Annotated in this window: 12 protein-coding genes; 6 read left to right on the top strand and 6 right to left on the bottom strand. The window is 57.5% G+C overall.

The annotated features are described in order from the left end of the window. The first annotated feature begins 124 nt into the window (after positions 1–124). On the top strand, positions 125–1,300 hold the full coding sequence (locus CA51_RS13805) for a dipeptidase (protein ID WP_197451174.1): 1,176 nt from the start codon (positions 125–127) through the stop codon (positions 1,298–1,300). Between the two features lie 415 nt (positions 1,301–1,715). After that, positions 1,716–3,014 carry an alpha/beta hydrolase family protein gene (locus CA51_RS13800; RefSeq protein ID WP_231746192.1) on the top strand — a complete coding sequence of 433 codons (1,299 nt, stop codon included), beginning with the start codon at positions 1,716–1,718 and terminating at the stop codon, positions 3,012–3,014. 311 nt (positions 3,015–3,325) lie between these two features. Here CA51_RS13800 and CA51_RS13795 read toward each other — a convergent pair whose 3' ends face one another. From CA51_RS13795 to CA51_RS13770, 6 genes are all read right to left on the bottom strand, one after another. Next, positions 3,326–8,689, bottom strand: a complete 5,364-nt coding sequence (locus tag CA51_RS13795; RefSeq protein WP_145121513.1) for a DNA repair ATPase — start codon at positions 8,687–8,689, stop codon at positions 3,326–3,328. Between the two features lie 236 nt (positions 8,690–8,925). Beyond that, the gene (locus CA51_RS13790) at positions 8,926–11,067 is read right to left on the bottom strand and encodes a flotillin family protein (RefSeq protein ID WP_231745678.1); all 2,142 of its coding nucleotides are present in this window, start codon (positions 11,065–11,067) and stop codon (positions 8,926–8,928) included. After that, entirely contained in the window at positions 11,060–11,713 is a 654-nt protein-coding gene (locus tag CA51_RS13785) for an OB-fold-containig protein (protein ID WP_145121511.1), read from the bottom strand. The genes CA51_RS13790 and CA51_RS13785 overlap by 8 nt, the downstream gene beginning before the upstream one ends. 347 nt (positions 11,714–12,060) lie before the next feature. Next, on the bottom strand, positions 12,061–13,515 hold the full coding sequence (locus CA51_RS13780; protein WP_197451172.1) for a DUF1501 domain-containing protein: 1,455 nt from the start codon (positions 13,513–13,515) through the stop codon (positions 12,061–12,063). After that, positions 13,512–15,758, bottom strand: a complete 2,247-nt coding sequence (locus tag CA51_RS13775; protein ID WP_145121509.1) for a serine protease — start codon at positions 15,756–15,758, stop codon at positions 13,512–13,514. Before CA51_RS13775 ends, CA51_RS13780 begins: the two co-directional genes overlap by 4 nt. Positions 15,759–15,771: 13 nt before the next feature. Beyond that, positions 15,772–18,015, bottom strand: a complete 2,244-nt coding sequence (locus CA51_RS13770) for a DUF1549 domain-containing protein (protein WP_145121507.1) — start codon at positions 18,013–18,015, stop codon at positions 15,772–15,774. A 657-nt stretch (positions 18,016–18,672) separates the two neighbouring features. Here CA51_RS13770 and CA51_RS13765 point away from each other — a divergent pair. The 4 genes from CA51_RS13765 to ylqF all read left to right on the top strand — a co-directional run bounded on the left by CA51_RS13765 (position 18,673) and on the right by ylqF (position 22,541). Beyond that, positions 18,673–20,088, top strand: coding sequence for a UDP-glucose 6-dehydrogenase (locus CA51_RS13765; protein ID WP_145121505.1), 1,416 nt, complete (start codon positions 18,673–18,675; stop codon positions 20,086–20,088). 70 nt (positions 20,089–20,158) lie between these two features. Then, a complete protein-coding gene (locus tag CA51_RS13760; protein WP_145121503.1) occupies positions 20,159–20,410 on the top strand; it encodes an RNA 2'-phosphotransferase in 252 nt (83 codons plus the stop codon). A 44-nt stretch (positions 20,411–20,454) separates the two neighbouring features. Next, positions 20,455–21,438 (top strand): SMP-30/gluconolactonase/LRE family protein, encoded by a 984-nt coding sequence (locus tag CA51_RS13755; protein WP_420821468.1) that lies wholly within the window; start codon positions 20,455–20,457, stop codon positions 21,436–21,438. 146 nt (positions 21,439–21,584) lie between these two features. Then, positions 21,585–22,541, top strand: coding sequence for a ribosome biogenesis GTPase YlqF (ylqF, locus tag CA51_RS13750; RefSeq protein ID WP_145121501.1), 957 nt, complete (start codon positions 21,585–21,587; stop codon positions 22,539–22,541). Positions 22,542–22,648: the final 107 nt, after the last annotated feature.

The following is a 22,648-nucleotide window of genomic DNA, read 5'->3' as shown; positions in this document are numbered from 1 at the left end:
TTCCTGACCGCGAGCTCTTGCACCTTCGTCTTTTTGATACTTATGTGACCGACGGATGTACGCGATGAAATTCTGCTGTCGATGCTTTGCGACAATGGTTGTTCCTGTCGTTGGGATAGTGTTAGTGACTGTGCTCAACGCGGACGATCCCGTCGAAAACGCTGCGATGCAGATCACGGATAAGGCGAAAGAAATCCATGCCAAGAGTATTGTCATCGATGGTCACAACGATCTGCCTTGGAAGATCCGGACCGATAGCAATCGTGCCTTCGAAATCCTCGACATCGCAAAGTCGCAGCCAGAATTGCACACCGATATCCCGCGACTGAAAGCAGGCGGTGTCGGGGCGCAGTTTTGGTCGGTTTGGGTGCCGGTGAGGCTCGGCTACGACGGCGTTGCTCTTTTGACAACCATCGAACAGATCGAGCTGGTGAAGAAAATGGTGGCAACCTATCCGGATCATTTCGAATCGGCGACGACGGTTGCCGATATTCGCCGCATCTATCGTGATGGCAAGATAGCGTCGCTGATTGGTGTGGAGGGAGGCCATTGCATCGAAAATTCAATCAGCAACCTGAATCATCTGTTCGATTTGGGAGCTCGCTACATGACGATCACTCATTCAGATAGTCTCGACTGGGCCGATTCGGCAACCGATACCGCAAAGGCCAACGGCTTGAGTCCATTCGGCAGGGAAGTCGTCCGGCGGATGAACCAGTTGGGAATGATGGTCGATATTTCGCACGTTTCTCCACAGACGATGCATGATGTTCTGGATACCAGTCTGGCTCCGGTCATCTTTTCGCATTCATCAGCTCGCGCCGTAGCTGATTCCCCACGCAACGTTCCGGACGACGTGTTGAAAAGAATTCCTGAAAAGGATGGCGTCGTGATGGTCAACTACTTTTCCGCGTTTGTTGTTCCCGAAGCGGTTAAAGTCTATCACGCGGGGTTGGATTACCGTCGTGGGGTGGCGAAAGATCACAGTCCGGCCGAGGTTTCGGCATTGTATAAGGTATGGAAAAACAAGAACCCCATGCCGCCTGGTGATATCGACGACGTGTTGGATCACATCGACCACCTGTCCGAAGTGACGGGCTGGCGACATGTTGGGATCGGTTCCGATTTCGATGGGATCAGCATGGTTCCCGTTGGACTCGAAGACGTAAGCACGTACCCTGCGATTACGCAGGGACTGCTCGATCGCGGTTACACCGAGGAACAGATTCAGGGGATCCTTGGTGAGAATCTGCTTCGAGTGATGGAAGAAGTGGAAGCGACCGCGAAAGAGCGTCGCTGACAATGAAAGAGAAACCGCAAGCTCCCAATTCTGATCCCGACGGAATCCTAGAAGATAGCCGGTGGTTTGAGCGGAGCGAACACCATCGGTTGCAATATCGCAATCAAACGCAGTCCCCGGCAGGGAGCACAGAACGGTCTGCAATCCATTTGGGGTTTCCTTCACGCTTCAAATATCTGGTACATTCGCCCATATCAGCTCTCGAATTCTGGAATTGCGTGTTCTGGCAAACACATCGATACCAGATCTGAGGCTGCCCCTCAAATTAGAGACAATCATCCGTACGTAGGCCGTCGAGTCTTCGTTGCGGATGAGATTGTCACCCACCTGATCGACTCCTGGAGATATCATGACTAGGACCCACCTGACTAGGCGAAGGATCGCCATCTCTCGTCCCGTTGCCACCGCTGTGTGGATGTTTGCACTGGTTATGCCCGCGTTGGGGCAGAAGTTGGACGTCGAGAAAGAGAGCGTAATACGGAGCGGACGCGCTGACGGGCGTCATTTGAGTACACGGGGATTCCAGCAGTATCTGTTACGGAACTCGCAACCGAAACTGGCATTCGACCCGGAGTTCACATCGGATGAATTCGCGCAGTGGCAGTTGCAGGTGCGGGCCAAGTTGCTGGAGTTGATGAATTTCCCGGAACCGGTCGCTCAGCCCGAACCACGCAGGCTTTGGATTCGAAAACGGGAAGGGTATGTGCTGCAGAAATGGGAACTCTATCCCGAACCGGGCAGCGTCGTTCCCTTCCTCGTACTGGTCCCCAATAGCGCGACACCCGCAAATCCGGCACCGGCGATCATGTGCATCCCCGGTTCATCGGGGACCAAAGAGAATCTGGCCGGCGAGCCGCCGCTGGGGCCGGCATTCAAGCCCGATGACCGCAATCATGATGGCTGGCTTCACGCGCAGCGTAACCAGCAGGCGGTGCAATATGCCCGAGCTGGTTTTGTCGCAGTGGCGGTCGATCATCCAGGGACCGGAGAACTGTCCGACCTGGCCCGTTATCGAGGCACCACGATGGACGATCGCAATACAATCTCCCGCTACCTGATCGACATGGGACGCAGCTTTATCGCCCTCTCTGTGTTCCAAAAGCTACAGATTTTGGAGTGGGTGCGCGAGCAGCCGAACGTCGACGCCGAACGCATTGCCGTAAGTGGCCATTCACTCGGAACGGAGGCTCTGCTGGCGCTGGCCGTGCTCGACCCGCAGATCCAAGGCGTCGTGTGGAACGATTACCTCGCCGCCACGAGGGAACGGGCAAAAGCCAGTACCAAGCCGAACCACCGTGGGATCAGGCCCGGCGCGAACTGGTTAGGCCACTCCGTTCCGGGACTGTGGCAGTGGTTCGACTATCCCGACTTGGTCGCCGCCATCGCGCCGCGTCCACTGATCGTGACCGAAGGCGGACCGACCCATTCATTGAACCTCGTGCGCAAGGCGTATCAGATCGCCGGAGCAGCGGATAACGTTTCGATCCACTACTACCCGCAATACGATGATCCGGCGAATCGACGTGATGGCGAAACGATCCCCGAGGGCCTGAGTTCAACCGAATGGCTGGACTACGCCAACGTGCATGCCGCGCATCACTACTTCAAGGGATACCTCGCGATTCCATGGCTGAGCGGTCAGTTCCAACTGCCCGATCCCGGCGAAGTCTATCCGCCAGCACCGCCAGAGGCCGCGCAAGCATTGCTTGAGTGAGCGAAGCGCTCCGCCCAGGGACGACGATGCTCCGTGCACCACGACGAACCAATAGGCGGAGCAGCAATCGAGCGTGGAATAGGAAAAGGGTTGCGGAAGGTTTGTTGTCTCCGCAGACGCCGTTTGGCTCAACTGAATCTTCCCAACCACTTGTTTTGTCTATCCATTGCGGTCAGGCCGTCCGTTCTGTCGCCAACGCGGCATTCGGGTTTGTTGGGCGTTGCTCGCCTCGCCATAATCGCCAAACGCTAAAGTGGTTCGCGCGCTGGTATCAGTACGCCAAGACGGAACACGCAAAGTGGACCGGTACGTTATTTCTTCGCTTTCCCCGGCTTCGCCGCCGACGTGAGATCTTCTTGCAGACGTTGGTAGTCTTTTAGACACGCGTCGACAGCTTTGGCGATGTTATCGTATTCGGGGCCTTTGGTTCCCACGGCGGTTAACAATGGAATCCATTGCTGCATCAATTGGAACTGCGTTTTGACGACATCCAACATCACGCGCGGCACTTTGTGCTGGACCATTACTTTTTGAGGCGGTGGGCCGGACGAGTTTTGTTGAGCGAGGGTCGTCAGCTGGGTCGAGGTGCTGCCGAGCGTCTCGCTCAACTGTTGCCCAACGGCCAGCATCCCATTGCGCAACGAAGCCAGTTCATCGTGCAGCCGATCGGTTTGCGAGTTGTCGTTGCCGGCAACGGCTTGAACCATCACGCGGCGAATCGATTCCAATCCGTCGCGCAATCCGCCCAACTGTTTCATCAATTGGCCGACTTGATCGCCACTGTCGAGCCCCTGGAAACGGACGCTTTCGGAAAACGCATACTTGATCGCTTCCCAACGCTCCGCTTCTTCGGGAGTCAGGATTCCCATCAACTCTTTGAACTTCAGAACGTTCGATTCGTTGTCGGTCGTCAGCGTTTGCGAATCCTGTTCGTAGTTGCCGACGATCAGCGATTGCAGTTCTTGGTCGTTCATCACCGCGACCACCTTTTCGGCGATACGGTTCATGTTGCGGTAACTTCCCTGCAATTTGAATGGCGGTTCGGTGCGGTAGGCGTCCGCCTGGGCGGCCGACCGAATGTATTGGCGGTTGACTCGCAGCACGACGTCGCGAACCTTGATCAGTTTCCGCAGCACGCTGTACATCTCGCGAACCTGATCCATCGACAGGTTGCTCTCCAGATCGATCCCTTCCATCGAACCAAGCGTTGCCGCGCGGATCAACGTTCGGGCGTCGCGAGGGCTCGCGCTGGCCAGCGGTTGCAGGGCGGTGTTGCTGGTCAGACAGTTCTCCAGATAACTCATCTCGAACGCTTCAGCCGAATCGCCGATGATCTCGCCGAGGTTGTAGACATCGGCGCGATTGCTGAGCATGTCCGGGATCTGGAAGCGATCGCCACTTTCGGTGTACGGGTTTCCGGCCATCACCACGGCAACGCGTCGGCCGCGGAAATCGTAGGTCCGCGTCTTGCCCTTCCAAACGCCTTCGATCTTTCGCGTCGCATCGCACAACGAGATGAACTTCTGCAGTAGTTCGGGATGCGTGTGCTGGATATCGTCCAGATATAGCATCACGTTGTCTCCCATTTCGAGCGCCAGATTCAGCCGCTCGATCTCTTCGCGAGCCGCGGCGTTGGGAGCTTCCGAGGGATCCAAGGAGGTCACGCCATGACCGATCGCCGGGCCGTTGATCTTCATAAAGATGATCCCCAGCCGATTGGCGATGTATTCCATCAGGGTCGTCTTGCCGTAACCGGGAGGACTGATCAGCAGCAGCAGGCCCATCCGATCGGTCCGCTTCCCTTCGCCCGCCACGCCGATCTGTTTCGCCAGGTTGTCGCCGATCATCGGCAGATAGACTTCGTCCAACAAGCGGTTGCGAACAAAGCTGGTTAGGACCCGCGGCCGGAACTCTTCCAGCTTCATCGCGTCGCGAGCCTCGTCGACCAGACGCTGCTTCGTGTCGTGCAAACGTTGGAAACGCGGAACGGTCTCACGCGTGAAGTGTCCCAAGCGTTGGAAGATGTCGTGATAGCGGAGCGTCATCTGCCCCTTGTTGATGCGGCGATGGGCGCCAGCGAGGTTCGTCAGTTCGACCGCGACGTGCGCGTCGGAGATCTGAGCCGGATCGGGAGCACCGTCGATCAGCAGCCGCGCCAGTTCGTCGCGATAGAGATCGTTCGAATCGAGTCCGTCGTGATCGTCATGCATTGCCAAAAATGCTGCAGACCAGTTGCGAGCCAAGACCATCGACTCGGCTGGCTGTTTGGCGTTGTCTTTTAGGCCCGCGGCGACCAAACTCTGCCGCTCTTCCCCGACAACGTGTTCGCAAAAATCCTCATACAACCGCGCCGCGCGACGGCTAACGACTGGGAGATCGCTGGGGTCGACCAATTGATCGAATAGGTAGGCGGCAGCTTCCTCGGGCCGGACATCGGCAAAGAGGTCAGCGAACGTCGGATCGTCAGCGATTTCCGCGGTCAAACGGGCGCGGAACTCGACGGCCGGCTGGGCTTGTGGGAACGCCTGGGCCAATTTTTGAAAGCCCCCGATCCAGCCGGTGTACATCTTCCGCGTGCCGCCGATCAACAGATGCGACCACCAATACCAAGCCGCCGCTCGGACGTCGGGGCGATGTTTGGCGAGACCGATCGTGCGGTCGATCTTCAGCAAGGCGGCTAACAGCTTCGCCGCGTCGTGGTCGTGAACACCCTTGGCGTAGCCTTCGGAGTAACGCCCCGACATCTGCTGTTGCACCCAACGAATCTGTTCGGCTTCGGATAGTCTTTCGAAAGTCCGCTTGTCCATGTGCGGCGCGGTATCGTCGTCGCGGTTCGATTCGGCGGCTTCCTCTGCCGCGTCGTCGTCCTGCGATGTTTCGGAATCTTTCGCAACGTGCTTTCGCCGCGCCGGCTGCGACAGTTCATTGTAGAGTGCATAGGCCAAGTACTCGCCGCGGTAGACATCGCGGTTTTCGCTGACCACTTCCTGATTCATCAAGTCGTGGACGTCATCGAGATCGGGATGCGACAGCGGTTCAAAAAACTGAGTCCCCGTCAGGTGGAGATTCAGTTGATCGTTCCGCATCACCGTCGTCAGATCCAACGTCTGGGTGTTGACGCCGAATTGATGCTTGCCCAATTTGATCCCGGTGCCGCCGTCGACGAACAGTTCCTGGCGATCCTTCAATTGCCGGATCGCATCTTCGCGGACGCTCTTCAGTCGGCTTTGAATGTCTTCGATGCGGACGGTATCGTCCAATTCCGTCAGCTGGTTGACGATGCCTCGGACCTTTTCCACCATCAGGTCGGCGGCGAAATAGGCATGGATCGTGTCGACAGTGTCGAACGATTTCATCCGCGATGCGATCCCTTTCAGGATCCGATCGGCAGCTGAACCGAGCGCTTCGGCACGGCGGTTTCGGGCTTCGACAAGCTGAACTTTCCGCGATTCAAACGCGTTGTAAAGCTCTTCGCGTTTCTCCGCCAACTGGCCAACAAACTCATCGAATTCGGCGAATCGCCCTTCGAGTTCCTCCAGTTGGACCATCACCTTGGTCAGGTAGTTGTCGCACTTTTCAGGCGAATCGCAGACGTCGAGGTAACCGTTGACGGTTTGATCCAACAGTTTCAACTGCGATGCAAACTCGGCGCGTCCCTCGGTCCGGACCAGATCGCCCATGCGAGCCTTCAGAGCGCTACGCACTCGGTTCAGCGAAGCGAAGACGTCGCTGATTCCATCGATGATCTCGGTCCGCTTCGTCGTATCTTCGATCTGCAGGTTACTGACGGTTTCGGTCAGCAGTTCCAATTGGCTGCCGGCTTCGTCGATATCCTTTTCCAGCCGCTTTGCGTCGGTCACCTTTTCGATGCTTTGGACGGACGCAGCCGCTTTTTCGACCCGCGCCTCGTACGGTTCCAACGCCCCGTCGGACAACATGAATTCGACACAGCGGCGGCTCAGCCGATCGGCTTGTTCGCCGATTTGCGATTCCAGTTTCTCGATACGTTCTTCGTCGACGTACCGCAATTCGCGGAGCCCAATCGCGTGGCCACGCTGCGTCCGCAGTTCGGCGAGTCGCGTGACAAAGGCATCGACGGCTTCGAAACGCGATCGGTCGATCGCCTTGAGCAACTCGGTGACCGCTTCTTCGACGACGACGGTTGCCGCTTCGGTTTCGCGGCGCAGGCGGACTACTTTTTCAAACTCTTCGACAGCACTCTTCGATGCCTCGCCGATCGCTCGCAGCGGTTGATCGGGGTGATGCGTTTCGGCTTTGTCTAACCAAAAGTAGCTGTCGAGGATGTCGGAAGTCTTTTTGACGAGATCGACGTACAGACCCTCGTAGGAATCGTCTTTCTCGACCAGCTGCAGGATCTCATGGCATTCGGCCATCCCGCGGACAAGTTCTTTGTTGCCGATCTTGTAGAGCAGCGAATCGGTGTTGCTGTCGGGGACGAAGTCGGATCCGACAAAGGGCGTTTGCCAGATCTGCAGCGCGTGGTGCTTCTGCGGTTGGTCGTCTTGTCCTTTGAAGCAAACCATTTCGCCGGCGTGGAAAAACGCTTGGCCATGGCAAACCAATGGCGTTTCGACTTGTTGCCGGATCAGGTTGTAACGCAGTTGAACATAGGCACCGCTGGCGCGATTGTAGAACAGATAGATGAAGTCTTCGCCGTTGGGGGCGGCGATCGTCTTCTCATAGATCAGATCGGTCAGGCCGTGGTCGAAGATCTTGTATTCGCCGGTCTGCAGGTAATAGCCGTCGGGGAAGATGATCCCGTGATCGTCGGGCAACAGGACGCAGGAGTGCTCGATCGCATCCAACCGCATCGCTTTTTGGATCTTGGCGTTGTACAGCAGATAGCGGTAGTTGCGCTCTTGATAGGGGAGGATCTTCAGTAGGATCAGATTGCCCAACAATGCGTAATAGGTTTCCGCATCGTCGAGTGTTTGGTCGGCGTTATCGACAGGTTCGGCGTAGATTCCGCGGCCGCTTTGCGTACTGTTTTCGACTTTGATCGTAAGGTCGCCGCCAACGGTTTCGACAAAGACTTGGTCTTCGATCGAGATATGGGGATGCACGCCAGCGACGTGTTGATCGCGCGTCGTCCGCTTCCAAAGGAATTCGTGCTGCGGCGGGTATCGGACCTCGTGATCGCTGCGGTTATCGATGTATTGCAGTTGATTGGCTTGGATCCGCCATTTGAATGTCTTGATATCGGACGGATTTTTGCCGACGCGAAAGACCATGTGGACGAACGGGCCGGTCTGAAAGAACTTCGCGAACGCCGCTCCTTTGTAGTAGCGATAGATCTCGTGGAAGTCGCGTTCGAAACGTTCGTCGCCGATCAATTCGAGCGACTCTTCGTGGAACTGGTGGTCTTCGAAACGATAGACGGCGAAGACGTCGTTCAGATGGGTTTCGGTCTTCAGACCAAATTGGACGTTGTATCCAAACAGGAAATGCTTGCCGACGGGCAACAGATCGCGCGGCACACAGTTGTGTTCAGTGGTGATTCGCTCGGTCGCCAGCAGGACCGTGTCGATGTTGCCGAAGACTTCGGAGCGGTCGGCGTTGAGCTGGTCCAACCGCGAACGGAGATCACCAGCCGCATCGCGCATCCGGTTGCGGAGGATCTCGTACGTTCCGGCAGCAAGTTTTGTTTCGCTCATAGGTGTTCGTTCATCCCCGTGCGGTGCGGCGTCCCGATGGGGCGGCGGTGTTCGATTGACTGAGAGCCGCGGCGGCCAACGTTTGTTGGGCTGTCAGCAAACGCGTTTGCCAGCGCGAGCGGAGGCGATGCTCCGTCGGCTGGGCAGAAAACGTCGATGCAACGGCGTGGAAGCATGGTGCAAAAAATGACGACCGCCCCCAGGGAATCCCTCGGGGCGATCGGGCTGTCAGCTGGTTAGCTCTTCGCCCCGTTCTGCAACGGCTTCGCTTCCAGTTTACCGACCTTGCGTTCGGTGATCCCAGCGGTGCTGGCCATCCCTAACAGGCTGCCCAGTTGGTTGCGGGTTTCATCGGTATTGGCCAGTCCCATCAGCTTGGCGATCAAGGCGGCGATCGAAAGATCCTTGATGTCGTCGGTGCTGAGGTTGAACTTGTTGACCAGGTCCATCAGGTTGTCCCGAAAATAATCGGGGTCGCCGTTGAAGAAGGTCTGTTTGACGTCGGTCGCTACGCGGCTGTTGTAGACAAAGCGATCGATCGCCTTGCCACCCTTGACCGCCGAAGTGATCTGGTCGAAGAACTCGCCATCGCCACCGACGATGTCGATGCGAGCGGCTTTGAGTGCTTCGCCAACCACACCGGCTTGCGATTCGGCGATGCCGCGTTGTGCGTCGATCGCCGCGATCTCGACCTGCTTGTCCTTGTCCAGTTTGAGCTTGAACTCTTCGTGTTCTTTGCCGACACCGTCCAGCAGTTTCATCGCTTCGGCCTTCTCGGTGATACCGGTCGCTTCGCTGCTGTACTTCTGTTGCATGACGTTGGCTTCGGCCAAGCCTTCCTTCTCGATCGCAGTCGCACGGGCTTCGATACCCTTCGCTTCGGCGACAGCTTTCTTTTCGATGATGACCGCTTCGGCGGTGCCTTCTTTTTCCATCGATGCGGCGCGGGCTTCTTGCACCTTGGCTTCAGCCAATCCGCTGGCTGCGGCTTTCGCTGCATCGGCTTCGGCCGTCATCTTGGCCGCTTGCATTTCTTTTTCCGAACGGTCGCGAGACGCTTCGGCTTCGATGCGGATCTTGTCGGCCAACAGTTCGGCCGCCATCTTGGCCGCTTCGGCCGCCTTGGTTTCTTTGATCAACGATTCTTCGGCGGTCATCGACGCCGCGGTGATCTGAACCTTTTTCAGCCGGTCCGCCGCCGCAAACTCTTCGGTGTCCTTGATCTTTTCCTGTTCTTCGACGACGGCTCGTTCGACGGCCACGCGTTCGCGGATGACCTCTTGGATGTTCCGCTTCTCGACTTCGATCGCCTTCTCTTTTTCGACTTGAGCGATGCCGACGACGCGTTCACGCTCGGTCGCTTCCAATTCGCGATCCTTCAGGACGCGTTCCTGTTCGATCCCGTCGGTGCGTTCCTTGGCACGCAATGCGACCAAGACCTGGCGTTCCTTGTTTTCGTTGGCGACGCCCAGTTCCTCTTCGGTCGTGATCCGAGCTCGTTCGGACTCCAGCCGTTGTTCTTCTTGAACCTTCTTGGCCGCGGCGCGTTCGCGAGCGGAGATCTCGGTGACTTCGCGTTGTTGCTTTTCGTTAGCTTCGATGCGTTGCTTTTCCAGCTGCAGAATCGTCTCTTCCGCCTCGACGTCCTGTTGCTTCAGCGTCTTCTCTTTTTCACGCGTGAAGGCGTTCTCTTTGACCTTTTCTTTCGAGGTCAATTCGGTAATTTTCTTGATACCCTCGGCATCGAGAATGTTGTTGGGGTTCAGCAATTCCAGCGGCGTCTGTTCCAAGAAGTCGATCGCCGCATCGTCCAGTCGGTAGCCGTTCAAATCGGTACCGATGACTTTCAGGATCTGATCCTTGAAGTTATCGCGTTTGTCGTACAGGTCGACGAAGTCAAACTGCTTGCCGACGGTTTTTAGAGCTTCACTGAACTTGGCGTCGAACAGTTCACGCAGCGTATCGATCTGGCTGCAGCGTTTGGCGCCGATCGATTGCGCGACTTCGCGGATCTCTTCTTCGCTCTTGTCGACGCGGATGAAGAAGGCAACTTTGATGTCTGCGCGGATGTTGTCTTGGCAGATCAAACCCTCGGAACCTTCGCGGGCGATTTCGAAGCTCTTCAAGGTCAGGTCCATCTTCTCGTATTGATGGATCACTGGAACGACAAAGATACCGTTGCCGGTGGCGACTCGAATTTTGCCCCAACCGCTTCGAACGATCGCCTCGTCGGGGCCGACCTTGCGGTAGAACTGGTTCGCCATCGCGGCGAAACTGGCCAGCAGAAAGAGCAATCCGATGATCGCGACCGCAAGGATCGCGATGCCGTTGATAAACCAATGGTCAGAGAACTGACCCAAAACCAAAACGCTACTCATCTGCTTGAACCTCGTCGTCGATAGCGGTTACCGTGTATATCCGGCGTTCTTGATCAAAGTCGATAATTGTGGCGAGGTCACCCTTTTTCAAAGTTACCCCGTCGGTGCGAACGTTTAACAACAACGGCGCCGCGTCCGTTTTAAATCGAGCCTGGCCAAAGTCGGTGTCGGCTTGGCCGGTGCAAATTTGGCAGACTTGACCAAGCAACATCTCCGCGTTGTATCGCGCGGTCACGAACCACTTCTTCATCGGTTCGGTCGTAAACTTGGTCAGCACCACGCCGATTACGGCCGAACGAGCTGACAGCAGCCCGCCGGTCCACCAATTCGCTTGGTAATCGGAAGCATCCCACGTCACCCACAACACGGCTGACGTGATCCACCAAAGTAGTGTAAAGAGCCCTCCCCAGATTACAATTGGAATCTGGGCTAGATTCAACCATCGAAACGTGAGCATTCCAAAACCGCCGGCCGAACCCAAATCGAAATCGGCGTCGAAATCGAAATCGGGGGCGTCCATGTCGAGATCGATCAGCCCAAACAGGGAAACGATCGAGTAGGCGACAAGGAAAGCCAACAAAATCGATGCGGGTAGCACCGGTTGGGCGGCGATAATCTCCGCTGCACGTTCAAAATAAATCCACAAGGCGAGCACTCCTTCAGCACAAATCTGGCAGGGGCACCTGGAAACATAGATCGCAAAATCGATCGGAACAGGTGAAACTGCCGCCGGTTAACAGGCTTGAAGTTGTAACGGAGCGGGCGCGAGAATGGAAAAAATTTTATTGAGCCAAGTAAAGCGGAGTGTACGCTTCGGTCTCGATTGGCGTGGAGGAAAGCGTCCGGATGGCAAGTGGGAACGAAAGCGGACGGCTGTTGAACGCCAATCACATAGACCATTAAACCCCAGGATTCGCTAGCCTATTCAATGAAAGAGCCCCAGGACGCAGAACATCCTGGGGCATGATCGTGTTTCGAATTGGCCGGATTGAACTATCCCATCAGTTCGGGAATCGGAGCACCATGGTCGACGATCGGTGTCGGTCGGCCATTAAAGTCTTCGATGAAGACGCTCTTGGAATCGATTCCCAGATGATGGTAGATCGTTGCCAAAAAGTCGCCGGGGCCACAACGCCGCTCGACAACATCTTCGCCACGTTTATCGGTCGCACCGATAAAACGACCTGTTTCGATTCCGCCGCCGGCCCAGATATTGGAGAAGGCGCGCGGCCAGTGGTCGCGGCCGGGCTGCTTCGTTCCCGACGGAGCGCTTGCGTTTCCGGCACCGGTGCTCGGTTGATGCGAGATCTTGGGAGTCCGGCCGAATTCGCCGGTGACAACGACCATCACGCGCTCGTCCAGCCCACGCTCGTAGATGTCTTCGATCAGTGCCGTGACCGCTTGATCGTACGCGTCGGCGCGGAAACGCAGAGCATCAAAGATATGGTGGTTGACCGCGTGGTCATCCCAGTTATTGACGCGACCGCACAGAGGTCCGCGGAGACTGCTCGTCAAAACCTCCACGCCCGCTTCGACTAAACGGCGAGCGAGCAGCAGTTGTTGCCCCCAGGCGTTGCGGCCGTAGCGATCCCGCGTGCGATCGTCCTCTTGCGTGAGATCGAAAGCGTCTTTCGTTTTGGGATTGGTCAGCAGCGTCATCGCCTGGGTTTCGAATTCGTCCAACGCTTCCATCTCGCCAAAATGATCGAACGATCGTTCCAGCGTATCCAGTTGCTGCCGCAACGTTGTTCGTCGTCCCAGCCGCGCGACTTGGTTGGCGTCGGTTAGGCCGATGTTAGGGACCACGAACTTGGGCGAGTTTGGATCGCCGGTGACCGAAAAAGGTGAGTAGGCATCGCCCAGGTATGCCGGTCCGTTGTATTGGAGTGGCGGATTAACGCCGACGTACGCGGGCAGCGGATTGGTCCGCGGGCCCTCTTTGGATCGCAGGTAATTGGCGACCGACATCCAATCGGGCAACCGCGGTTTCGGTTTGTCGCGTGTGTCCGAATCGCCCGACAGCAGTTGCATCGAACCGGCGGGATGGCCGCCAGCCCCTTGGTACATGCTGCGCAAGACGGTGAACTTGTCGGCGATCGCTGCTTGGCGAGGCAGCAGTTCGGTGAACCGCATCCCGGGAACTTTGGTCGGGATCGTGTTAAACGGGCCGCGATATTCGCTGCCCGACAACGGCTTGGGATCGTAAGTGTCGATGTGCGAGTTGCCGCCTGGCTGCCAGACCATGATCACCGCGGTCTTTTTTCGCGCTTTGCCGTCAGCGGTTTGCGTGGGCAGCGGGCTGGCCGCTTGCAGTCGCATGATTCCGGGCAGGCTCATGCTGGCGAATCCCGCGAGTCCCAACCGCATGAAACTGCGGCGGCTGCCGGGGCCAAAGTTCCGTGGGCCACTGCAATGCATTTCGGAGGGCTTTGTTTTCGGGTTGCTCATTTGGATTCACCTGGGCTAACACGGATCGAGATCGGTTGAGAGATGACGATATCGGCGATATCTTTTGGCTGCGTCGACTTCTTTGCTTTCGCAAGCTCCGCTGCTGCGGCGGCCAAGGCTGCTTCGGCAGCTTTCTTTTGCTCCGCCACCGCATCGGCAAGCTTTTGCGATTCGGCCTTTTGGGCGGCGGAAGCGGTTGCGGTTTCGTTGGCTAGACGCGTCACCTCGGCCGTTAGGTCGTTAACGGTTTGTTGTGCCTGCGCGTGGGCGGTTTCAGCGGCGACCAATCGATCGGGATTGTCGCGGTGCTTGGCAACCGCGCTGCCGTAGAATGCGATCGTGTAATCGCCAGGCGGCGTCTTCAACTTGGCCAGATCGAGGACTGCTTCGGAGGCGTCTTCGTTCAGCTTGAGGTCGAATTTGGGGACGCCTTCAAATCCGGCGCCCATCGTTCGCAGGCCCAACAGCGTGCCGGAGAATTCACCACGGCGGACGTGTTGCAGCGGAATCGTCAGCGTTTCACCCGCCTTGGCTTCCCAAACCTTTTCTTCGGTCGGAGCGATCGTGATTGCGGCAAACTCCGATCCGCCAACCGAGACGGGGATATCGGCTAACAATCGTGGAGCGGGGATTTCCGACCAGGCGTTAGTCACAGGCCACGCGACCGATGCGACGTGGCACGGATGCGTAACCGGTTTGTCGCCTATGGTTGCCGTCGCGGTGAACTTCGCCATCGTAAGGCCACGTGGCGCGTCTTGATGCGCGGTGACCAGCATCAGACCACGCGCCTTGCCAGCGGGAATCTTCAGGCCGGCGGTGGTGACACCGTCGGGGAGATTTTCCAGAGTCAATTCGATCTCACCGTTGAAGCCGTCGCGTCGCACGGCGACCACTTCCAACGCGACGGTCGATCCACCGCGGAGCGCTAGCGGTTTGGAGAGTGCGTTGCGGTCACCGTTCCGCAGGACCATGTGCAGTGGCCAAGCGACGACAGCGAAATCGGGCTCCGCTTGCCGGATGACCAATCGATAGACGTTGTTGGGATCGTTTCGCGTTCCGCCAAACAGATCGGTGATCTGCAGACGATACTTTCCGTCCTCTTTGATCTCCATCTTGCCAAGGATGTCGGTCGAACCGGCATTGTAGGGCGGGCCGTCGTAGGCGTAGGCGTTGCTGGAGCGTTTGATCGGACTGGCGATATCGGACAGTTCGACCAGATCGACTAGCTTTTCATCGGCTCCTTCGCCGATCACCTGTTGAACGATGATCGAAGCATCGGTGGGGCGACCGAGTCGTTCCGAAGCGACTTCGACCCACCAGTCCTCTCCCTTTTGGGCGGTGAATTCGAAGGCATCGACATCGGCCGCGGGGAAGAAACTGCCCGCGATGTCGCACGGCAGCGTGATCGCTTGAACCGTTTCGCGATCGTTGTTTGGTTCGGTCTCCGATGCTGACGCTTCGGCGGCCAGTCCAGTTGGCGGCCAGGAAAAACTGCCGACGCCGCGAGTGCTGGGCAGGCGTGCAAGTGGCGCGTCGGCGGGGACTTCTTGAACCGCCAGTCGGTAGAAGCATTCCGCTCCTCCCTTGAAGGTCAGGTCATGGACTTTGACCATGTAGTCGCCATCGGCTGGGACGGTGTAATCCAGGGCACCGCCACGTCGTTCGACTAACATGTCGCGTCCCTGGGCGTCGGCCAAGATTAGAACGGGATTCATTTTCGAATCGATCCCCGGGGCCGCGCAATCGACGACTAATCGCTGACCCTTCTTCGCGGAGAACGAATAGTGGTTCGCTGCACGGACGGGAAGAGTTGCGTTGCAGATGCTGTTGATTTCGATCGGCATCGCTGTTTCGACCGATGCACTCGGTTTGGTCTGCGTGACTTCGGGGAGATCACTGACGGTGAAGACGCGAGCTGACGAGATTCCCAAACGGGACATCACCCTCGCTGTATGGATTCCCGGAGGGCAATCGGCGGCAATCGAAACGACAAACTGATTGGCGACCGGTTTGCCAGACGCGTCCAGCTTGGGTGTCGCGGTGATCTTCGGGCTGGAGAACAACAATTGATCGGTGTTCTCGATCGTTTGGCCGGTGATCGCAACATCGAACTCGCTGCCAACTTGGCCCCCCATCGGCATCGTGGTCAACAGACGCGGCGCGGGCAGACAGACCGATTGGGCCATCGAGGTCGAGGTGACGACGGCGATCAATGCCGAGGCGATCGCAAATTTCTTCAGCATTTTGTGCTTCCGTTTAGTGGTTGAACAAAAATTCTTTGGTGTTGATCAATGCCCAAACCAGATCTTGGTAATTGTTCCGGGCGGCGACCTTGGCGTCGATTGGCTTGCCGTCGGCGTCGACCGACGGTTGGGCTAGATAGTCAAGTGCGATTTGAAGCTCTTCCTCGCGGGGCGGGCGAGCGAAGGCAGCGAGATAGAGTTCGGTGATCTTTTCCGTATCGGAAGCGTCCGCTTTGGACAACCGGTCGGCGCGGCCGTTGGCGGTCGCGAGCTTGCCTTTGATGTCGGCAGCGTTTAACAGATGCAGACTCTGCGCCAGCGAAGCTGATTGAACGCGTTCGCACTCGCAAACGCTGCTACTCTCGGGACGACCGAAGACCTTCAGGAACGGCGAGGCCCGGTTGTAGCTATTGTCAGGCAATGCGATCGCGCGGGTCCCGGCGGGGAGATTGGCAAACGAAGTCGTCGCGCCGGTGAATTGGTCGATCGAATCGAGCATCACTTCGGCTTGCATCCGCCGCGGGTAGAAGCGGGAGTAGTTTTGGCGATCGGCGAGATTGTGTTCGTTCGGCGTCGCGGACAGTTGATACGCGTTGGATTGCGTGATCGTGCGAACCAGTTGTTTCAGGTCGAATCCGCTGCTGAGGAAATTCTCTTCCAGCGCGGCCAACAGCTCCGGATTGGTCGGCGGGTTCGTGTCGCGAATGTCGTCTTCAGGTTCGATCAAGCCGCGGGCGAAGAAGTGCTTCCAGTAGCGATTGACCAACGCTTTGGCGAAAAACGGATTCTCGGGGCGACTCATCCAATTCGCCAAGCGTAACCGTGGGTCCTCGTCGGCGGGGATCTCGCCAACGTCGTCGCCCAAAGCGGCGGGGCGAACTGTCATTCCGGTTTTGATGTTCTTCGATCCGGCGATGCCTCGCTTATGGAAGATCAGATCCTCGCCGCGGGTGTCGGTCGGTTTGCGGCCGACTTGGCTGAAGAAGGCGGCCAAGCCGTAATAGTCGTCTTGGCTCCAGCGTTCAAACGGATGGTGATGGCACTGGGCGCATTGCATCCGAACGCCAAGGAACAACTGGGCGACGTCCTCGATCTGTTCCTGGGGTTGTTTGACTCGCTTGTACCAAGCGACCGGTGGGTTGGCGATAATCGTACCGGTTGCCGCCAGCAGTTCGCGAGCGAGTTGATCGTAGGGCGTGTTGGCCAGCAGGCTGTCGCGAATCCAGGCGTGGAATGCGAAGTTCGAAGTGATATCGCTGGCACCGTCGCGGCGGTTCTTCAGCAGCGAGGTCCATTTGTTCGCGAAGTAGTCGGCGTAGTCGGGACTCTGCAGCAGATCGTCGATCAGTTGATCGCGTTTGTCGGCAGCTTCGTTTGCCAGGAAGGCTCGCGATTCCTCGTCGGTTGGCAAGCGACCGGCGATATCCAACGAGACGCGGCGGATAAACGTGGCGTCGTCGCAAACCGGAGATGGCGGAATGCCGAGCGTCTTCAGATTGCCGAAGACGAAGTCGTCGATGAAGTTACGCGATTCGGGCAGCTGGGGAACTGGAGCCCCAAGCGGGATCGAGCCGTTAAAGACAGCGACCTGACCTTGGTAGCGAACCATCACGGCAACTTTGCCTGGTATTGATTCGGTCCGCACCAACCCGGTCTCGCTGACTTCGGCCATCGCGCGATCGTTGCATTCGTAGACGGCCAGTTCCGTCACGTCGCGGCTGCTGCCGTCGGAATAGTGGGCTATCGATTTGAGTTGTTGCTGCGATCCGGCGGCGACCGTTTCGTGCCCCGGCAGGACTTCGATCGACGTGAGCGTCGGTTCGGCACCGGTTGAATTTGGAGCTCCTTGAGCGATCCAGCGCCGCAACGTGGCGTAGCCTTCGGATTTTGGGTCCAAGCGAACACCGCCGCCGTGGGGAACCTCTCCGACAGCTTTGACTAGCAACAGACTGCGTTCGGGATCGGTCGGGAACAGGCGACGACCGCGGCCTTCGAGCACCAGGTGGTCGTAATCTTCCTGCGGCTCAAAACCGAACAGCGACAACTGGAAACCGTTCTGCCCGCCGCCAGCTTTCGCGTGGCAGACGCCGGTGTTGCAGCCCGACTTGGTCAACACGGGGACGACATCGTTGATGAAGCTGACTGTCGGTTCGGACTCAACAGCATGAACGTTCCCGAACAGAACCAGCGGAGCGAGCAGGGCGAAACAGCATCGTGTGACGGTTCGTCGCAAACGATCGAGATCGCGGTGTGTCATATTTTGTCGCAGCTTGAGGTGGGAGTGGTGACGGAAAACCACAAAGGCTGGCAAGGTGGGGGGCGAGCTGTTAACCCAATCTATCGCTTTCGCAACAGGCTGTCCACGAAGATCTTGGAAATTTGTAAGACAGCTGGGGGGGCGTTCTCGCTTTCGATCGCGTCGCAAATGACATGCCATCCGTCTTGTTTCAAACAACGTTTCCACAGGCTCGAAGAGTGCTTCTGCGGAATGTTTCCCGAAACCTCGAGAAATGTCGCGTAATAGACGTCGGGTGGATGCACGCAATTTCTGTGCAGTTCCGATTGGCAACCCTAATGTTGTGCGATGTTTGCCGCGAAATCGGGCAGCATCAGCCCGCTGCGGTAGCAGTTTTCAGCGCCATCGGCTGGCGAAGGCTTCAGCGGCGTCGGGGCAGCTTGCGCTAAATGTTGGTGGGGTACAAACGGATCAAGCCGTGCAGCCCGATCGGCTGCAACGGCTTCACGTAGGAAAGCGGTGGATCGCGAGAAGTGATCAAATAACATATAACGCGTTCACGCTACCCGGTCGGCGATAGCAACCGCGGCGAGCCTTTGCGGGGCGAGGGCTGCGAGCGAACCATCGGACACCAAACCTTTTTCAAAACACATTGCGTTAACGAGTTGGGATTTCCTCATGAGTGCGGCTGAAAAACTGAGTATTTGTTGCATCGGCGCTGGGTACGTCGGTGGTCCTACGATGGCGATGATCGCCAAACAATGCCCGGACATCCGCGTGACTGTTGTCGACATCAACCAGGCTCGGATCGATGCTTGGAACAGCGACAAGCTGCCGATCTACGAACCCGGTCTGCAAGAGGTGGTCGAAGAGGCGCGGGGCCGCAATCTGTTTTTCTCGACCAACGTCGCCGACAGCATCCGCGACGCTAAGATGATCTTTATCAGCGTCAACACGCCGACGAAGACCTACGGTATCGGGGCGGGACGGGCTGCGAACCTGGAGTTTGTCGAACGCTGTGCACGAATGATCGCCGAGCATTCCGATAGCGGTCATAAGATCATCGTCGAAAAGTCGACGCTGCCAGTGCGAACCGCCGAGGCGGTCAAGCGAATTCTCGCTTCATCGGCGCGGCCGGGCGTTTCGTTTGATGTGCTCAGCAATCCCGAGTTCCTCGCCGAGGGAACGGCTGTTGAAGATCTGTTGGCTCCCGACCGCGTCTTGATCGGTGGCGAATCGCGCGACGCGGTTCAAACCCTTGTCGATGTCTACGGTCGCTGGGTTCCGCGGGAACAGATTTTGACGACGAATCTGTGGAGCAGCGAGCTGTCGAAACTGACCGCCAACGCCTTCCTGGCTCAGCGCGTCAGCAGCATCAACGCGATCAGCGCGCTGTGCGAAGCGACTGAAGCCGATGTCGACGAGGTCGCTTCGGCGATCGGAACCGATTCGCGGATCGGTCCCAAGTTCTTGAAAGCCTCCGTCGGCTTTGGCGGCTCCTGCTTCCAAAAGGACATCTTGAACTTGGTCTATCTGTGCGAACACTTTGGCTTGCCCGAAGTCGCTGCGTATTGGGAGCAGGTCGTGCAGATGAACGACTACCAAAAGCAGCGGTTCACGCGGCGGATCGTCAAGACGATGTTCAACACCGTCAGCAACAAGCGGATCGCGGTCTGGGGATTTGCGTTTAAGAAAGATACCAACGATACCCGCGAGAGCGCCGCGATCTACGTTTGTCGCGACCTGTTGGAAGAGCGAGCTCAGTTGACGATCTACGATCCGAAGGTCGGCATCGAACAGATCAAAACCGAATTGGCTTACGTGATGCAAAACGATCCGGCTCGCTATGGCGGCGATTTTGAAAAGCTGATCGACGAAAACGTCACGGTCGCCGACAGCGCTCTGGCTGCGGCCGAGGGAGCTCACGGCGTCGCGCTGCTGACCGAATGGGACGAGTTCAAAGAGCTCGATTTCCAGAAGGTCTACGGAGCGATGCAGAAGCCCGCGTTTTTGTTCGATGGCCGGAATCTGTTGCAACATCGCAACCTGACCGAAATCGGTTTCGAGGTCCACGCGATCGGCAAGCTGTGCTAAACGGCGCTTCGCCGCGGCGGAACACTAGCAGGGCCTGCTTCAAATCCTCTCGTTTGGTTACACTGCCGGGATGAATAAACGACTTACCAAAATCTGCAAATATCTCACCTTCGTTCTTCGACACCATCCCGAGGCCATCGGTATCCAGTTGGAACCCTACGGTTGGGTGGAGATCGATAAACTGGTCCAGAACGCCAACGCTGCAGGCAAATCGATCACCCGCGAACATGTTCTGCAGGTGGTCGAACAGGATGAAGAAAAAGCGTTTGCGATCAGCGACGATGGGATGAAAATTCGCGCCGTTTTAGGCCCAGCGAATTAGAGCGACTCGTGTAACCAACCTTCTGCCCCTGGAATGCGAATCACGTGCTGACAGTTCATCGACTCCACCGTTTGCTCGCGCTGGCGAGTCTGTTGTTGATCGCTTCAGTCACCGACGTTGCTGCAGAGGAAGCTGTCTTCCTTAGCGAGCCGAAGATGCTGCAAGAGCATGGTGCGGGGGAGGGGCCAGTCTGGCATCCGAAGCTGGGACTGTTGACCAGTGGGGAAGGGAACATCAACCGCCGCGATCTGTCGGGCAAGACGTTGATCTATCGCGAAGGTGCGGGGACCAACGGGCTGTTGTTCGATCGTCGCGGGCGATTGGTCGTTTGCGATAATGTCCGCCGACAGATCACGCGGATCGATCCCGATGGTACCGCGACGGTGTTGACCAAATCGTACGAGGGGCAGCGTTACAACCAGCCGAACGACCTGACGATCGATTCGAAGAACCGGATTTATTTCACCGACCCGCAATACGGAAAGCGAAGTGGAATGGAGCTCCGCGATCGCGACGGGCGAGAGATCGAAGGGGTCTACCGGATCGATCCCGATGGCAGCGTTGTCAGGATCATCGGGCACGAGGTCGATCGCCCCAACGGTTTGATCGTGACTCCCGACGACAAGTATCTGTTTGTCGCCGACAACAATAACTCGCTCGGCGGCGCTCGTAAGTTGTGGCGGTTCGCGCTCGATGGCGACGGGATGCCCGATCTAGCCAGTCAGACGTTGATCCACGATTGGAAGACGACGCGTGGTCCCGACGGCATGAAATTGGACCAGCTGGGACGTTTATATGTCGCTGCGGGATTGAACAAGCCGCATCTGCCGCAGGAGACTGCCGATCCGCCCACCGCTGGGATCTATGTTTTTTCGGCGGCGGGAAAGCTGATCGATTTCGTGGCGATCCCACGCGATGAAACAACCAACTGTGGCTTTGGCGGCGAAGACGGTAAGACGCTGTTCGTAACCGCTGGTGGCAGTTTATGGAGCATTCAAACGGCGGTTCCGGGCTACCAAATCCGCTAGCTGTCGGCAAACAGGGGTTTGCACAAATCGCCCGGCGGGCAACACTAGAGAACGGATCCGCCGCACGCGCCCGATCGCACTTTGTCGCGTCGAGCGCTGCAGCATTCCTGTCTCCCATCGTTCCCTAAAGCTGCCGATACTCAATCATGCCCATTCAGTGGTTCCCCGGTCACATGCATCAAGCGCGGCTTGAAATGCAGGCGATCCTTCCGAAAGTGGACCTGGTGATCGAGGTGCTCGATGCGCGGATTCCCTATTCGAGTGAAAATCCGTTGTTGGCCGAACTTCGAGGCGACAAGCCGTGTCTGAAGGTGTTGGCGAAAAGCGATCTCGCCGACGAAGCGATGACCGAGACTTGGTTGTCGCACTTCGAACAGACGGTGGGAGTTCGAGCTCACGCGGTTACCACCGACGATGTGCCGACGATCCGCAAGTTGAAGCAGATCGCGATCCGGATGTTGCCGCACCGCCGGGGACAGAAGATCAACGCGATGATCGTGGGGATTCCGAACGTCGGTAAATCGACGATCATCAACTTTCTTGCGGGACGGAAGATCGCCAAGACTGGCAACACGCCGGCCGTCACCAAGCATCAACAACGGGTCACGATCGGCGATGGCTTTGCTCTCTTGGACACGCCGGGAATGTTGTGGCCAAACGTCCACAATGTGAACAGCGGTTTTCGGTTGGCTCTGCTCGGCTCGGTTAAAGAGACGGCGATGGATTATGCCGAAGTCGGCTTCTTCGCCGCCGGTTTCTTAGGAGCTCATTATCCCGATCGGTTGGCGGAGCGGTACAATTTGGAATCGATTCCGACGACGGAGCTGGAGATCATTGAAGCGATCGGTCGCAAGCGAGGCTGTCTCGGCAAGATGAATCTCGTCGATATCGATCGCGCGTCGCGGATCCTGGTGACCGAGGTTCGCTCGGGAGGACTGGGGCTGCTGACGCTCGAAACGCCCGAGACGATGGAAGAAGAGAAAGTTAAAACCGCTGCCGCGATCGCTGCCAAAGCGGAAGCGACCAAAGCGAAAGATGCTCAGCGGAAAAAGCGGTTCCGCGACAAACAGCGAGCGCAACGCAAGTCGCGCGAAATGGAATAGGTCTCGGCGGTGCCGCGGCGACTCTGCTGCGGGGCTCGATTCAGCTGGCCATTACTGAGCTTGGCCTTTCTCCCGCTGGAAGCCGCTCCGGCTGGCTAACCTTCTAG

It is taken from the genome of Rosistilla oblonga, assembly GCF_007751715.1.
GTDB classification, from domain to species: domain Bacteria; phylum Planctomycetota; class Planctomycetia; order Pirellulales; family Pirellulaceae; genus Rosistilla; species Rosistilla oblonga.
This window is presented reverse-complemented; position numbering and strand designations above follow the sequence as displayed.